The organism is Nocardioides sp. Soil796 (assembly GCF_001429525.1).
Lineage (GTDB): Bacteria > Actinomycetota > Actinomycetes > Propionibacteriales > Nocardioidaceae > Nocardioides.
Genome location: NZ_LMSQ01000017.1, coordinates 551,466 through 565,859 on the forward strand (window position 1 = coordinate 551,466; position 14,394 = coordinate 565,859).

12 protein-coding genes are annotated in these 14,394 nt (G+C 67.7%); 4 read left to right on the forward strand and 8 right to left on the reverse strand.

Annotated elements, in window-relative coordinates; translation table 11 throughout:
- Positions 1-43 precede the first annotated feature (43 nt).
- The 5 genes from ASH02_RS09675 to ASH02_RS09695 form a co-directional block, all read right to left on the reverse strand.
- Positions 44-817 carry an ABC transporter ATP-binding protein gene (locus ASH02_RS09675; protein WP_057294631.1) on the reverse strand — a complete coding sequence of 258 codons (774 nt, stop codon included), beginning with the start codon at positions 815-817 and terminating at the stop codon, positions 44-46.
- Positions 810-1,772, reverse strand: a complete 963-nt coding sequence (locus tag ASH02_RS09680; RefSeq protein ID WP_056890857.1) for an ABC transporter ATP-binding protein — start codon at positions 1,770-1,772, stop codon at positions 810-812. The genes ASH02_RS09675 and ASH02_RS09680 overlap by 8 nt, the downstream gene beginning before the upstream one ends.
- Entirely contained in the window at positions 1,762-2,760 is a 999-nt protein-coding gene (locus ASH02_RS09685; protein WP_056890858.1) for a branched-chain amino acid ABC transporter permease, read from the reverse strand. Before ASH02_RS09685 ends, ASH02_RS09680 begins: the two co-directional genes overlap by 11 nt.
- 11 nt (positions 2,761-2,771) lie before the next feature.
- Positions 2,772-4,184: a branched-chain amino acid ABC transporter permease gene (locus tag ASH02_RS09690; protein WP_056890859.1), complete on the reverse strand. Its 1,413-nt coding sequence runs from the start codon at positions 4,182-4,184 to the stop codon at positions 2,772-2,774.
- Between the two features lie 169 nt (positions 4,185-4,353).
- Positions 4,354-5,109, reverse strand: coding sequence for a DUF554 domain-containing protein (locus tag ASH02_RS09695; RefSeq protein ID WP_057294632.1), 756 nt, complete (start codon positions 5,107-5,109; stop codon positions 4,354-4,356).
- An 80-nt stretch (positions 5,110-5,189) separates the two neighbouring features.
- On the opposite strand from ASH02_RS09695, the gene ASH02_RS09700 reads away from it, so the two are divergent.
- Positions 5,190-5,762 carry a GNAT family N-acetyltransferase gene (locus ASH02_RS09700; protein ID WP_056676936.1) on the forward strand — a complete coding sequence of 191 codons (573 nt, stop codon included), beginning with the start codon at positions 5,190-5,192 and terminating at the stop codon, positions 5,760-5,762.
- Between the two features lie 6 nt (positions 5,763-5,768).
- On the opposite strand, the gene ASH02_RS09705 is transcribed toward ASH02_RS09700, so the two are convergent.
- Positions 5,769-6,218 (reverse strand): hotdog fold thioesterase, encoded by a 450-nt coding sequence (locus tag ASH02_RS09705; protein ID WP_056676938.1) that lies wholly within the window; start codon positions 6,216-6,218, stop codon positions 5,769-5,771.
- A gap of 54 nt (positions 6,219-6,272) precedes the next feature.
- On the opposite strand from ASH02_RS09705, the gene polA reads away from it, so the two are divergent.
- A complete protein-coding gene (polA, locus tag ASH02_RS09710; RefSeq protein ID WP_057294633.1) occupies positions 6,273-8,978 on the forward strand; it encodes a DNA polymerase I in 2,706 nt (901 codons plus the stop codon).
- 58 nt (positions 8,979-9,036) lie between these two features.
- Here polA and ASH02_RS09715 read toward each other — a convergent pair whose 3' ends face one another.
- Positions 9,037-10,281 (reverse strand): lipopolysaccharide biosynthesis protein, encoded by a 1,245-nt coding sequence (locus ASH02_RS09715; RefSeq protein WP_156409740.1) that lies wholly within the window; start codon positions 10,279-10,281, stop codon positions 9,037-9,039.
- A 187-nt stretch (positions 10,282-10,468) separates the two neighbouring features.
- Here ASH02_RS09715 and ASH02_RS09720 point away from each other — a divergent pair, with 187 nt between their 5' ends.
- Both ASH02_RS09720 and ASH02_RS09725 read left to right on the forward strand, forming a co-directional pair.
- Positions 10,469-11,053 (forward strand): hypothetical protein, encoded by a 585-nt coding sequence (locus ASH02_RS09720; protein ID WP_057294635.1) that lies wholly within the window; start codon positions 10,469-10,471, stop codon positions 11,051-11,053.
- A complete protein-coding gene (locus ASH02_RS09725) occupies positions 11,050-13,506 on the forward strand; it encodes a hypothetical protein (RefSeq protein ID WP_057294636.1) in 2,457 nt (818 codons plus the stop codon). The genes ASH02_RS09720 and ASH02_RS09725 overlap by 4 nt, the downstream gene beginning before the upstream one ends.
- Before the next feature lie 58 nt (positions 13,507-13,564).
- Here ASH02_RS09725 and ASH02_RS09730 read toward each other — a convergent pair whose 3' ends face one another.
- Positions 13,565-14,368 carry a class I SAM-dependent methyltransferase gene (locus ASH02_RS09730; protein WP_057294637.1) on the reverse strand — a complete coding sequence of 268 codons (804 nt, stop codon included), beginning with the start codon at positions 14,366-14,368 and terminating at the stop codon, positions 13,565-13,567.
- Between the last annotated feature and the right edge of the window lie 26 nt (positions 14,369-14,394).

Below are 14,394 nucleotides of genomic sequence, written 5' to 3' on the forward strand. Positions count from 1 at the left end.
GTGTGCGAACGGTGTGTACGGCGTACGTGACCGTGAGGTCAGGTCAGTGCTTGGCCAGGGTGCCCAGGTAGAGCTCGATGACCTTGGGGTCGTTGGCCAGGGCCTGGCCGGTGCCGGTGTAGGCGTTGCGACCCTGGTCGAGCACGTAGGCCCGGTCGCAGATCTGTAGGCATCGTGCGGCGTTCTGCTCGACCATGACCACGGACACGCCGGCACGGTTGATGCGGCGGGTCTGCACGAAGACCTCGTCCTGCATCACGGGGGAGAGACCCGCCGAAGGCTCGTCGAGCAGCAGCACCGACGGCTCCATCATCAGCGCTCGCCCCATGGCCACCATCTGGCGCTCACCACCCGACAGCGACCCGGCCCGCTGAGCGCGGCGGTCCAGCAGGGCAGGAAAGAGCTCGCCGACGAACTCGAAGCGCTTCTTGAACGACTTCGGACGCTGGAAGGAGCCCATCTCGAGGTTCTCCTGGATGGTCAGCGACGGGAAGACGTTGTTGGTCTGGGGGACGAACCCGATGCCGGCGGTGACCAGCTTGTCGGCCCGCTGGTTGGTGATGTCGTCGCCGTTGAGGACCACCTTGCCGGTCGAGACCTTCACGAGACCGAAGAGGGCCTTGAGCAGGGTTGACTTGCCGGCGCCGTTGGGGCCGATGATGCCGACCAGCTCTCCCTTGTGGCAGTAGAGATCGGTGCCGTTGAGGATGTTCACCCCTGGCAGGTATCCCGCGATGAGATCGTCCGCACGCAGCACCGCCCCATCGGCGGCCGCCAGGTGCTGGCTGCGTTCGGGGGTCACGGTGTCGTCAGTCATTGTGCTCCTCCTGCTCGATCTCTGCCTCGGCCGCGGCGAGGATCTCCTCCTCCGCCTCGAACGTGAGGGCCACGTCGTGGTGTGCGCCCAGATAGGCATCGATCACGCGCTGGTCGGCCATGACGGAGTCAGGCGGGCCCTCGGCCACGATCCTCCCCTGCGCCATCACGATGACCCAGTCGGAGATGTCACGGACCATGTCCATGTCGTGCTCGACGAACAGGACCGTGCGGCCTTCGTCGCGCAGCGACTTCACGTGCCCCAGCAAGGACTGCTTGAGCGCCGGATTCACACCCGCCATCGGCTCGTCGAGCATGACCAGCTCGGGCTCGGTCATCAGCGCCCGCGCCATCTCGAGGAGCTTGCGCTGACCGCCGGACAGCGAGCCGGCGAAGTCCTGGACCTTCTTGTCGAGGAGGAACCGGGCGAGCAGGTCGTGTGCCCGCTCGGTGTTCGCGGCCTCCTGGCCGGCCCATCGAGGCTGGAGCATCGCGGAGAGCAGGCTCTCGCCACGCTGGCCGGTGGCGCCGAGGCGCATGTTCTCGAGCACGGTGAGCCGGGCCAGCACCTTGGTCAGCTGGAAGGTGCGGACCATGCCCATGCGGGCCACCTTGTAGGCGGGCACCCGGTTCAGCTTCTTGTCGTTGAACCACCACTCGCCCTCGTCCGGACGGTCGAAGCCGGTGAGCAGGTTGAAGAAGGTGGTCTTGCCGGCACCGTTGGGGCCGATCAGTGCGGTGATCACGCCACGTTGAACCTCGAGGTGCTCGACATCGACGGCCCGTAGGCCGCCGAACTGACGGACGATGCCGTCGGCGCGCAGGATCGGGTCCGGTTTGGCGGCGCCGGGCTCTGTCTTGACGTCGGCGAGGGCGGCGCGGGCCGCCTTGGAGCGGGCCAGGCCTTCCTCGTTCGAAGCCTCGATGTTGGTGGGCAGGCTGGTCTCAGCGGGCATCGATGGCCAACTCCCTTCGATCGCCGAAGATCCCTTGTGGTCGGAAGATCATCAGCAGCATCAGTCCCAGGCCGAGGAAGATGAAGCGCATCAGGCTGGCCTGGGTGGAGTCCATGATGCTGGCAGGGATCAGCGGGTCAGTGCCGCCGGTCGCCTGGCTGAAGAAGATGCCGAGCGCGGAGATCAGGAACCAGAAGATGATCGACCCCACCACAGGACCGAGCACGCGGGCAGCTCCGCCGATCAGCAGCACCGTGTAGGCGAAGAAGGTCACATCGGTTGCGAAGAACGACGGACCGATCGAGGCAGACCGCAGCGCGGTCATGAAGCCGGCGAGCGCGCCGAAGAGGCCGCCGATGATCAGCGCCTGCATCTTGTAGGAGGTCACGTTCTTGCCGAGGGAGCGTACGGCGTCCTCGTCCTCACGGATCGACTTCAGCACGCGGCCCCAGGGGCTGCGCATCAGCAGCCACACCACCACGCAGCTGAGCGCCACGAGCAGCCAGCCGACGGTCATCACCCAGAAGTCGAAGGCGCTCCACGTGACCACGCCTGGGATGCCCTTGGTGCCGCTGAAGGGGTTCGCATCGCGGAACGGCTGGATGAAGCCGGTGAGGCCGTCCTGGCCGCCGAACTTGTCGGAGAACTTGGCAGCACCGATCGTCTGTCGAACGATCTCGGCCGCGGCGATCGTGACGATGGCAAGGTAGTCCGCCCGGAGTCGCAGGGTGGGCAGGCCGAGAAGCAGCGCCAGGATGACTGTGAGGACCAGCCCGACCAGGGTGCCGAGCCAGAGGCTCAGCCCCCATTCGGTGGCCACGAAGACCATGCCGTAGCCGGCGACCATCATGAAACCGGCCTGGCCGAAGTTGAGCAGCCCGGTGTAGCCGAAGTGCACGTTGAGTCCGATTGCGGCCAGCGCGTAGATCACCGCGGTGGGCCCGAGGGCCTGCTGCAGGGACAGCGTCAGAAGATTGTGAAAGTCCATGTCTTCCCTCCTCAGCCGACTCGCTCGGCGCGGCCCAGGAGTCCCTGTGGCCGGATCAACAGGACAACGATCAGTACGAGAAGCGCACCGACGTACTTGAACTCGGCCGGGATGAACAGCGTGGTGAGCTCGGTGAACAGCCCGATCACGAACGCGCCGACGATGGCTCCCCAGATCGTGCCCAGCCCGCCCAGCACCGTGGCGGCGAACACTAGGAGCAGGAGCTTGAACCCGATCTGATAGTCGAAGCCCTGGGTGACGCCGAGGAGAGCACCGGCCATGCCGGCCAGCGCCGCTCCGCCGATCCACACGATGCTGATCACGCGCTCGACGTTGATGCCGGTCGCGGAGGAGAGTGCCGGGTTGTCGGCGACCGCACGGGTCGCCTTGCCGAGCCGGGTGTAGCGCAGGAGGCTCGTGGTCAGGATCAGGACGCCCATGCCGACGACGAAGACAACCACGTCACGGCTGGTGACGGTGAGCGATCCGAACTCCCAGGGCTCGATGGCGGCGTACTGGGAGTAGTTGCGCGCCTGCGCGCCGGCAAAGTACTGGTAGACGTTGCGCAGGAAGATCGAGAGGCCGATGCTCACGATCATCATCGCGACAAGGCTGCTGCCGCGTCGGCGAAGAGGTCGCCACAGCCCGGCGTCATTGACCCAGCCGAAGAGCCCCGACACGAGGAATGCGGCCAGCACGCCCACGATGATCGTGACGTTGGCACCCCCCACGCGTATCTCGCCGTCGAGGTTGTCGACCGCGAAAGCGACCAGCGCACCGAACGTGATCAGCTCGCCGTGGGCGAAGTTCGTCAGACCCGTCGTGCCGAAGATCATCGAGAGGCCGAGGGAGGCCATCGCCAGGAGCACCGAGAAGACCAGGCCGGTGATGGTCAGCTGGATGGCCTGGATCAGCTTGCCCTCGGCGCCGGGCCCGGCCGCCCCGACCGGGAAGATCACCGGTTGGTCGGTGTCGGTGTTGATGGCGATCTTGAGGTCGGTCTTCTCGGGCTCGGTGTCGTCGGGGAGCGTCGCCTTGTCCACGCTGACCGCGTAGGTCTTGCCGAGGTAGTTGATCGGCTCACCGGGGAGATCGATCACGAAGCTGCCATCCGGGCCGGAGACGCTGCGGCCGATCTCGTTCCCAGAGGTGTCCTTGACGAGCACGGTGACGTCGGGGACCGGTACGCGTGGGCTCTCGCGCCGGTCGCAGATCAGGCCGTAGATCGACAGGGTCTCGTCGTCCGGCGGCTTCGTCAGCTGACAGCCCGTCTCCGCGTTGTCCGATGCGACCGGGGATGCGTCCGACGCGGCGGTGTCGTCCGCGGACGGGCTCGCCGAAGCGCCGGAGAGTCCCGTTCCCAGGAGCAGCATGAACAACATGGGAAGGATGAGCAGCGACACTCGCAGCAGTCGCACGTGCATGGGGCTCCTGTCGGCGTGGCCGAGATGGGGGTCAGATGATCTGCGGGGACTATAGCGTGACCCGGGTCACACTCTGAACGGATCGCTGAGTCACAGTAGACCGGTTCGTGACGGCTGCGGCACCCTCCTGAGGCAACGACCTTGCAACGAATCCGCATCGATCACCCGGTCAGGCGACGGCGTGGGCGACCGTGACGAGGAGCGGAGCCACCAGGAGCGCCGGCAGGAGGTCGGCCACGGCGAGCTCGCGGATCCTCAGCAGGCGCAGTGCCACACCGACGAGGAGCAGGCCGCCGGACGCGGTGATCGCGGCCAGGTGCGGTTCGGGCAGTACGTCGCCGAGCGCCACCCCGAGTCCGGTCAGGGAGCCCTGCACGACGACCACGGTGAGCACGCTCGCCGCCACACCCCACCCGAACGCAGCCGCGAAAGCGATGGCGGCGAATCCGTCGAGGGCGGACTTGAGCAGCAGTTGGTCGGCGCCGTTGCCGAGGCCGTCGTTGAGCGCGCCGAGGATGGTCAGCGGCCCGGTGCAGAAGATCAGGGACGCGGTCACGAACCCCTCGATGAAGCGGTGCCGCTCCGCGGTGGACCCGCTGCCCTGCAGGCGCCGCTGAAGGTAGCCGCCCAGGCCTTCGACGCGCTGCTCCAGCCTGAGCAGCGACCCGATGATCCCACCGACCAGCAGGGAGCCGAGGACGATCAGCAACGGTGCGCCCTTGCCGGTGTGGTCGGCGAGGGCGGGGGAGAAGGCCGCGCGTGCGCTGTCGGCGGCGATGAGGAGCGTGACCAGGCCGAGGGCGTCGGTGACCAGGTCGCGGGTGCGTTCGGGCAGACGGTTGCCGAGCAGCACGCCGATGCCCGCCCCGAGGAGGACGGCAAGGACGTTCACGACGGTGCCCGTGCCCGGGCCGAATCCGGTCAAGTGGGGACTCCTATGACAATGATGGGTTGCTGAGCGTAGTCTCCAGACGTTCGGGGTGTTGGGGTGAGGAAGGCAGGACCATGAGTCGATCGCAGGTAGTGCTGCGTGACGCCACGACGGCGGACGCCCACGATCTCGTCGGGCTGTGGGCGGATCTGATGCGGCGACCCTCCGTGGGAACCGCCACGGATGACATGGTCGCCATCATCGAGGCCGCGACCGCCAGTGACGACGACCGGGTCGTCGTCGCGGAGTGCGACGGAGCGGTGGCCGGCGCGATCTACCTGCGCCTGAGCGTGCTGTCGCCGATCAATCTCGAGCCGGTCGTGCAGGCGATCTCGCCCCACGTGCACCCCAGTTTCCGGCGTCGCGGCGTCGGCCGTGCGCTCATGGAGTCCGCGGTCCAGTACGCCGAGGAGCGCGGCATCGGCCACGTTGCCGGCGCGTCACTGAGCAACTCGCGCGACGCACACCGCTTCCTCGCCCGCATGGCGCTGGCCCCCCAGGCAGTGTTGCGCGTGGCGCCGACCCACGTCGTACGCGCGAAGTTGACGGTCCGCCGCCCGGCGGCCAATGCCGTCGGCCACCGCCAGCCGCTGGGACAGGTGCTGGCCCAGCGCAGGTCGCTGCGCCGCCAGCGCGAGTCCGTCTGAGGGTCGTCAGACCCGGTCAGCCGGGATCAGCGCGCAGGTGATCCGCGAGGTGCAGACCCGCTTGCCTGCTTCGTTGGAGATGACGATCTCGAAGGCGGCCATGCTCCGGCCCTGATGGATGGGCGTGGCCACTCCGGTCACCACTCCGGAGGTCACGGCGCGGTGATGCGTGGCGTTGATGTCGACGCCCACGGCGACCTTGTCGGGCCAGGCGTGGATCGCCGAGCCGATGGAGCCGAGGGTCTCGGCGAGGACGACGGAAGCGCCACCGTGCAGCAGTCCGTAGGGCTGGGTGTTGCCGGCGACCGGCATGGTCGCGACGATGCGGTCCTCGGAGATCTCCTTGATCTCGATGCCCATCGTCTCGTTGAGCTTGCCCATGCCCTGGGGCATGGCAGCCACGAACTCCTCGATGCTGAGATCGGCCAGGGACTTCGGTGCGGTCGCGTCGCTCATGCGGCCATTGTGCCCATGGGCCCGACCGTCCCCGCCACTGGATAGAGTCGACGCGTGTCCGAGACTGCTGCCTCCAGCCCTGCCCGTCCCCGTCTGCTCCTGCTCGACGGTCACTCGCTCGCCTACCGGGCGTTCTTCGCGCTCCCGGTCGAGAACTTCTCGACCGCCACGGGCCAGCACACCAACGCGGTCTACGGGTTCACCTCGATGTTGGTCAACGTGCTGCGCGACGAGCAGCCGACCCACGTGGCGGTCGCGTTCGACAAGTCCCGACAGACGTTCCGCCTCGCGGAGTACGCCGAGTACAAGGCCAAGCGCAACAAGACTCCCGACGAGTTCCGGAGCCAGCTGCCCCTGATCCAGCGGGTGCTCGACAGCCTGCGGATCATCCACATGGAGCTCGACGGCTTCGAGGCCGACGACATCATCGCCACGCTGACCACGCAGGCCCTGGCCGAGGGCATGGAGGTCCTGATCCTCACCGGCGACCGTGACTCGATCCAGCTGGTCACCGACGACTCGACGGTGCTCTACCCGATGCGCGGCGTCAGCGACCTGGCCCGGCTCACGCCCGCCTACGTCGAGGAGAAGTACGGCGTACCGCCGCAGCGCTACCCGGAGTTGGCGGCGATCGTGGGCGAGACCTCCGACAACCTGCCCGGCGTACCGGGCGTCGGCCCGGGCTTCGCCGCCCGCTGGATCAACGAGTACGACGGCCTCGACAACGTGATCGCACGGGCAGACGAGATCACCGGTAAGAAGGGGGAGGCGCTGCGCGCGCACCTCGGCGACGTGATCCGCAACCGCCACCTCAACGCGCTGGTGCGCGACCTGACCCTCCCGGTGCGGCCGGGCGAGATGGCGCGTCAGGGCTGGGACCGCACGACCGGGCTCGAGCTGCTCGACGAGCTCGAGTTCCGGGGCGAGCTGCGCACCCGACTCATCGACACGATCGACCCCGAGACCGAGCAGGAGGTCTCCGAAGAGGGCTTCGAGCTCGAGGGTGAACGGCTCGCGCCGGGCAGCGTGGCCGCGTGGCTCGAGGAGCATGCCGGCGGTGCGGAGCGGGTCGGGGTCTCGGTCCAGGGCAGCTGGCGGGCCGGCACCGGTGACGTCGTGTCGGTCGCATTGGCCACCGCCTCAGGGCGGGCGGCCTGGGTCGACGCCACGGAGGTTGCTCCCGACGACGACGCGGCGCTCGCCGCATGGTTCGCCGACGAGTCGCGGGCGAAGGTGCTCCACGACGCGAAGGGCCCCGCGCTCGCCCTCGCCGCACGCGGGTGGGAGCTGCGCGGGCTGGCCGTCGACACCGCGCTGGCTGCCTACCTCGTGCAACCCGACCAGCGCTCCTACGACCTGGCCGACCTGACCCTGCGTTACCTCAAGCGCGAGCTGCGGCAGTACACCGGCGACGCCGACCAGCTGAGCTTCGACACGATCGACGACGGCGGTGCGAGTGACGTCGCGATGCTGACCGCCCGCGCGATCCTCGACCTGGCCGACGCGCTCGACACGTCCGTCGAGGAGCACGGTGGCACCGCCCTTCTCGCCGACGTCGAGCTGCCGCTGGTCCGCACCCTCGCCCGCATGGAGCAGACCGGCATCGCCGTCGACACCGACTACCTCGAGGGCCTGGAGTCCGACTTCGGTGACCAGGTCAGGGCAGCCGCCGACGACGCCTACGAGGTGATCGGCAAGGAGATCAACCTGGGCTCGCCCAAGCAGCTGCAGGTGGTCCTCTTCGACGAGCTCGACATGCCGAAGACCAAGCGCACCAAGACCGGCTACACCACCGACGCCGACGCGCTGCAGTCGCTCTACGAGAAGACCGAGCACCCGTTCCTCCAGCACCTGCTGCGTCACCGCGACGTGATCCGGCTGCGCCAGACCGTCGAGGGCCTGCTGAAGACCGTGGCCGGAGACGGCCGCATCCACACCACCTACAACCAGATCATCGCGGCGACCGGGCGGCTCTCGAGCACCGACCCGAACCTCCAGAACATCCCGATCCGCACCGAGGCCGGCCGCCGCATCCGCGAGGCCTTCGTCGTCGGCGACGGGTTCGAGTGCCTGATGACCGCCGACTACAGCCAGATCGAGATGCGCATCATGGCCGACCTGTCCGGCGACGAGCAGCTGATCGAGGCGTTTCGTTCCGGTCGTGACTTCCACTCGATCACCGCGGCCAAGGTGTTCGAGCTGCCCGCCGACGAGGTCGGGGTCGAGCAACGGGCCAAGATCAAGGCGATGAACTACGGGCTCGCCTACGGGCTCTCCGCGTTCGGACTCTCCCAGCAGCTGCGCATCACGCCGGGTGAGGCGCAGGGCCTGATGGACGAGTACTTCGAGACCTTCGGCGGCATCCGCGACTATCTCGGTGGTCTGCGCGACGAGGCCCGCGGATCCGGGTTCACCGAGACGATCATGGGCCGCCGCCGCTACCTGCCGGACCTCAACAGCGACAACCGGATGCGGCGGGAGGCCGCGGAGCGGATGGCCCTGAACGCCCCGATCCAGGGCTCGGCGGCCGACATCATCAAGGTGGCGATGCTCAACGTCGACACCGCCATCGCCGACGCCGGCCTGGCCTCACGCATGCTGCTCCAGGTGCACGACGAACTCGTCTTCGAGGTGGCCACGGGGGAGAAGGACGCGCTCGAGGAGCTCGTACGCCGCGAGATGGGCTCGGCCGCCGACCTGGCCGTCCCGCTCGACGTCTCCGTCGGTACCGGCCGCAGCTGGCACGAAGCCGCGCACTGACCGGGCGGGCCACAGTCGGGTCGGCCGCGCTGGCCGCGATCGAACCGGCCGCGCGAGCTCAGACCTGCGCGGGCTCCTCGACCGGGGTGCGCACCAGGTAGAGGCTGAGCGCGAAGAGCACGGTGAGCAGCACGGCGTCCGTGGCGACCACGACCGCCAGCAGGCCCTCGAGGCTGCTGACCGCGGTCATGCCGAGGCCGACGAGGACCGCGAGCGCGGCCCAGACCAGGTAGATCGAACGCTGCCCCTGGCGGGCCAGCACCGAGTAGACCAGCAGCTGAAGCATCGAGAGTGCCGTGCCGAGGATGGCGAACAGCCAGAGCTTCGACTGGATCTCCGAGTAGTCGTCGCCACCGACGAAGACCATCGCCAGGCCGGACAGGACGACCGAGCCGATGATGGCGACCGCGCCGATGAGCGCGACCAGCGAGAGGCTGCGGGTCAGGGCGCGTCGTCGTTCGCTGGCCGAGGCCATTGCAGGGAAGGCGAGCACCACCACGAACTGCGGCAGGAACAGCACCGCCTTGGTGAGGATCAGCCCGCCGGCGTAGAGACCGGCGTCGTGGGAGTCGAGCACGTTGCGGGCCACGATCACGTCGGCGTTGGAGAGCGCGAAGAACGCGAACAGGGCCTGGGAGTTGTGGATCGCCTCGCGGGCCATCGGGCGAGCCGCGTGCCGGTCGCTCTGCTCGCCCGGGTGGCGCACTTGGCGCAGCGCGAACCAGCCGACCACGACGGGGGCGAACTGGCCGATGACCACGGCCAGCATTGCGTTCAGCTCCGTCGGCTCCCAGGCGACCAGGGCCAGGCCGATCAGCAGGCGGGGCACACCGTTGGCGACGTACACCAGGGCCAGCGGCAGCCAGCGGCGCTCTCCCTGGAGGATGCCGGCCTGGCCGCCCATCACCGTCATCGGCACGGCGGAGACACCCACCAGTGCGGAGACCAGGAGGTTGTCGAGCCGGAGCACGTAGTTGATGACCGGCGTGAGCACGAGCAGGAGGAGGCCGAGCAGTAGCGCGGCACGGTAGGTGACCCGCATGATCGTGTGCTCGATCTGGCCGACGTGGCCGGGATCGGCGGAGATGCGACGGGCCGCGGTGGCCTGGAGCCCGAGCTGCAGCACGCCGAAGACCAGCAGGGTGGCCATCAGGCTGGCGAGTGCGCCGTACGGCTGGGGCCCGAGCAGTCGCGCGGCGACCATCGTGAAGCCGTACGTCGCGACATTCATGATGCCGATGGCGACCGCGATCGAACTGCCACCCACGAGCCACTTCGGCAGGCTCCCCGTTTTCGTCACCACGCTGGGGAGTGTTTCACACGGCTGGTGGTTGCGATTCCAACGGTCCGAGCGTGCGATTTCTCACATCAGGTTACCTGTGGGTTACCCTTTTCCGATTGGTCTGGGGAAGGCCAACGGCCGACGGGTACCTGGGAGGTCCGTCGGTTGGCTGCCTGAGATGCGGATGCATCCAGGTTTTGGAGGGAGAATGCGCGTGCGCACCAATTTGTTAACCGGTCTGGCCCTGCTTGTAGCAGGGGTTCTGATCGTTCTCTTGAGTTCCGGGCTCGACCTTGAGCTGGAGTCCACCGCACTTATGGGGGCCGCGCTCGGCGCGGTCATGGCGTTGGTGCCTGATCGGACACCCCTCGCGCGGATGACCTCATTCTTGGGTGGATTCCTGGCGGCTTGGGTCGGCTATCTCGTTCGGGCGGCACTCATGCCGGACACCGCAACAGGGCGGGCTGTCGCCTTGGCCTTGGTGATTGCGTTGTGCGTCGCTCTCGTCCTGATCACCCTGAACCGCCTTCCGCTCTGGGGAACTCTTGTGGGAGCCGCAGCGATGGCCGGAGGTTATGAAGCCAGCTACGCACTGGCGCCTTCGGAGGTTGTCGACACGTCGATGACCGCTGTGACCACGATCCTGATCACTGTGGCCGTTGGTTTCCTCGCAGCCTCATTGGTTGCACCGGTAACCAAGTCTTCCGGGAACGGTGGGCTGCGCAGGCAGACGCGTCCCTCACCGGGCGACGACGAAGTCGAACTGAACTCGATGATGGAGAACGCACGATGAACGCCCTCAACAGCCGCACCTTTGTCCGCTTGGGCATGGGCCTTGCTGCCCTGACCCTGGGAGGCGCCTCGTTGCCCAGCGGTTCCGTCGCCGCGGCGCCGACAGCCGCCGACTCCGACGTTGATGTGGTCAACACAGAAACCGTGCAGGTCTACACGGACGCCGACGGCAAGATCGAGACGAAGCGTCTCTACGAACAGCTCACGCTCGCAGGCAAGGGCCGCGTCGTCCTCGACAACCCCATCGAGGAAGACGGTCTCCGCAATCTCGACGACTTCAGCGGTGTGGACACCAAGGACGGCAAGCAGCACGTCGATGCAGACGTCGACGGCGTGGAGCGCCGTCGCACGGTCAGCGACTTCAAGGGCGACTTGCCGCTCGAGGTCGACGTTGACTACAAGCTGGACGGCAAGAAGGTCAAGGCCGGAGACGTCGTAGGCGAAGACGGAGACCTCGAGGTCACCTACACCGTCACGAACGTTACTGGTGAAGAGCAGGAGATCTCCTTCCCGGACGGCAAGGGCGGCATGGTCACGGAGACCGTGGACGTCCCCATCCCCATGGTCGGCTCGTTGACCACGACGCTTCCGGAATCATTCACTGAGGTTCACTCTGACCAGGCCAACATGGCCGGCGACGGCCGCGGCGGCACCAAGATGTCGTTCACGATGACTCTGGTGCCGCCGATCGGAACCGACACGGCGACGTTCGGTTACACCGCCAAGATCGAAGACGGTGTTGTCCCGCGTGCCTCCCTGTCGGCCCTTCCCGTAAACCCACTCGAAAGTCCGACCTTCAAGAGCGCCGCGACCAGCTACAAGGGCGGCGCGGACACCGGTGCAGAACTGGTCGCCGGAGCTACTGAGATCGACTCGAACCTTCTGAAGCTCCGTGACGGCGCCGGCGACCTGCTTGCCGGTCTCATCCAGCTCAGCGATGGCGCTGACCAGTTGAACGCCGGCCTCAGCGGTGAAGCCGCACCAGGTGCGCGAAAGCTGGCGAACGGTGCCGGCGAGCTGTCCGATGGGCTCGGCACCCTCAAGAATGGTGCAGGTGCTCTGGATCGCGGTGCCGGTCAGCTTGATGACGGTGCTGACCAACTTGCCGATGGTGCCGACAGGCTCTCTGGGGGCCTGGGCGAGCTCGACAGTGGAGCGGGTGATCTCTCCAGCGGTGCGAAGCGCCTCGCCGCGGGCCAGAAGGCCCTGGCCAAGGGTCTCAAGACGATGTACGAGGGTGTCCAGTTGCTGCCTGACAATGTTCAGGAGGAACTCAAGAGCAATGTGGACTATCAGACCCTCCTCGGTGCGCTGGACAAGGTCGTCGCCGGAGTCGGCACTCGCGATGATTCGCCGACCGCCGGCACGTTGCTGGGCGGAGTGAACCAGATCCAGTACGCCATGCGGTTCCCAGGCCCGAACGATTGCGCGCTCGCGCTGACCGGTGGCACTCCGACCAAGTGCGGCGCCATGGACGCGGTTCAATTGGTTGCGAATCAGCTGAGGGCCGGAGCAGCAGGCCTGCCGGACGGCCCCCGTCAACAAATCGAGGGTGCCGCGAACGCATTGACCGGCGTCTACAGCAAGGTCGACGCCCAGCTGCTGGGCGCGGGCGCCGGGCTCGACTTGCTGCGGGGCGGTCTGTCCAACGGCGACGTGACCAACTGCGCGGCAGCAGCACGGACTCCTGAGCGGGCGGACGATTGCGGTATCAAGCAGGCCGCCCAGGCTGTCCGAGCCGGGGTTCCGGTACTGGTCAGCACGCTGGTGACCAACATCCAGCAGACACTGCTGGATGCACTCGGAAAGCCGACGCCTGGCTGCGATCCGAAGGCCACGCTCCGCTGCGCGGCAGGTGCCCTCGCCAACGGCGGCGGCGACCTGGTCGCGGGTGTCAACACGCTCGTGGAGGGCGTCACGCTGCTCAACCAGGGAGGACTCGATTTGTCCTCGGGCGCCGGGCGACTGTCGGCCGGTCTCGAGACGCTGTCCGCGGGAACCAGCGAGCTGTCGGCCGGAGCAGGTGCAGCGAATGACGGCGCCGGCCAGATCTCAGAGGGCGCCGGCACCTTGGCTGACGGCCTCGACGAAGCCGCCGACGGCTCAGGGCGTCTGGCCGAGGGCCTGGAGAAGGCGAAGACCTCGGCACCTGCACTTCCCGAGGGCGCCAATCGCCTGTCGAAGGAAGGCACCAAAAAGCTGGTTGCCGCGGGCGAAGCGACGACGCAGCAGTACGGCAAGCTCTACGCGATCGTCGAGGCGGGCTCGAAGCGTGCGAACGCGGGCAGCATGGCTGAAGGCGCACCGGAGAACGCGCGCGGTCTCACTGCATACTCGTTCGAGATCAAGGGCGAGGACGGTGAAGGCGGACGCAATGTCCAGCGTGCACTGGGCGCGGTCGTCCTTGCCGGGCTCGGTCTCGGAGCCTTTGCGCTGAGGCGCCGCTTCATCTGAGCAAGGTCGTAGATAGGGACGGCCCCCACGAGCTTCGGCTTGCGGGGGCCGTCTCTCTCTATGCGTTGAGGACCGCCACGAAGATCGCCGTCCCGGGAGTGAGCAGGCCGCGGGTGCGGGACCATCCGCCCCAGGTGCGGTCGTGGTCGGCGGGCCACTCCGGCTCCTCGAACCGGATCAGGGCCATGCCCTCGGCAGCGAGCAGGGCGACCCAGTCGCCGATCGTGCGGTGGTGCTCGACGTAGTTGACCATGCCGGTCTCGTCGTCCACCTCGACGTACGGCGTGCGGTCCCAGTAGGACTGGTTGGCCACAAGGCCCTCTTCGCCCGGATCGTCCTGGAACATCCAGCGCGTCGGGTGGGTGACCGAGAAGACGAACCGGCCACCGGGGCGGAGGACGCGGGCGGTCTCCGCGACTGCGGCCGCACCGTCGGCGACGAACTGCAACGCGCCGAACGAACAGAAAACGACGTCGAAGGAGCGGTCGGCGAACGGGAGCTGGGTCGCGGTTCCGCAGACCTGCGGCACGGTCACACCGGTCTCGGCGTCGATCCGCCGCGAGTGCTGGAGCTGGCGCATCGAGAGGTCCAGGCCGACCGCGCGGCCGCCTTGGCTGTTGACCCAGCGCGAGCACTGCCCGGCGCCCGATCCCAGCTCCAGTACGTCGCGCCCGCGGACGTCGCCGAGCAGTTTGAGGTCGGCCTCGGACTGGCCCTCGGGTCCCCAGACGAAGCCGGCGTCACCGAGGAAGGAACCGTGCGTGGCCTGGTACTCGTCGGCGTACCGATCCCAGTCGCGACGGTTGGCGCGGCGGGAGTCGTCCTCGCCCACCGGAACCCTGAGGGCGCGCACGCTGTTCATGCAAGGACAGTAAATGACGAAGGGGC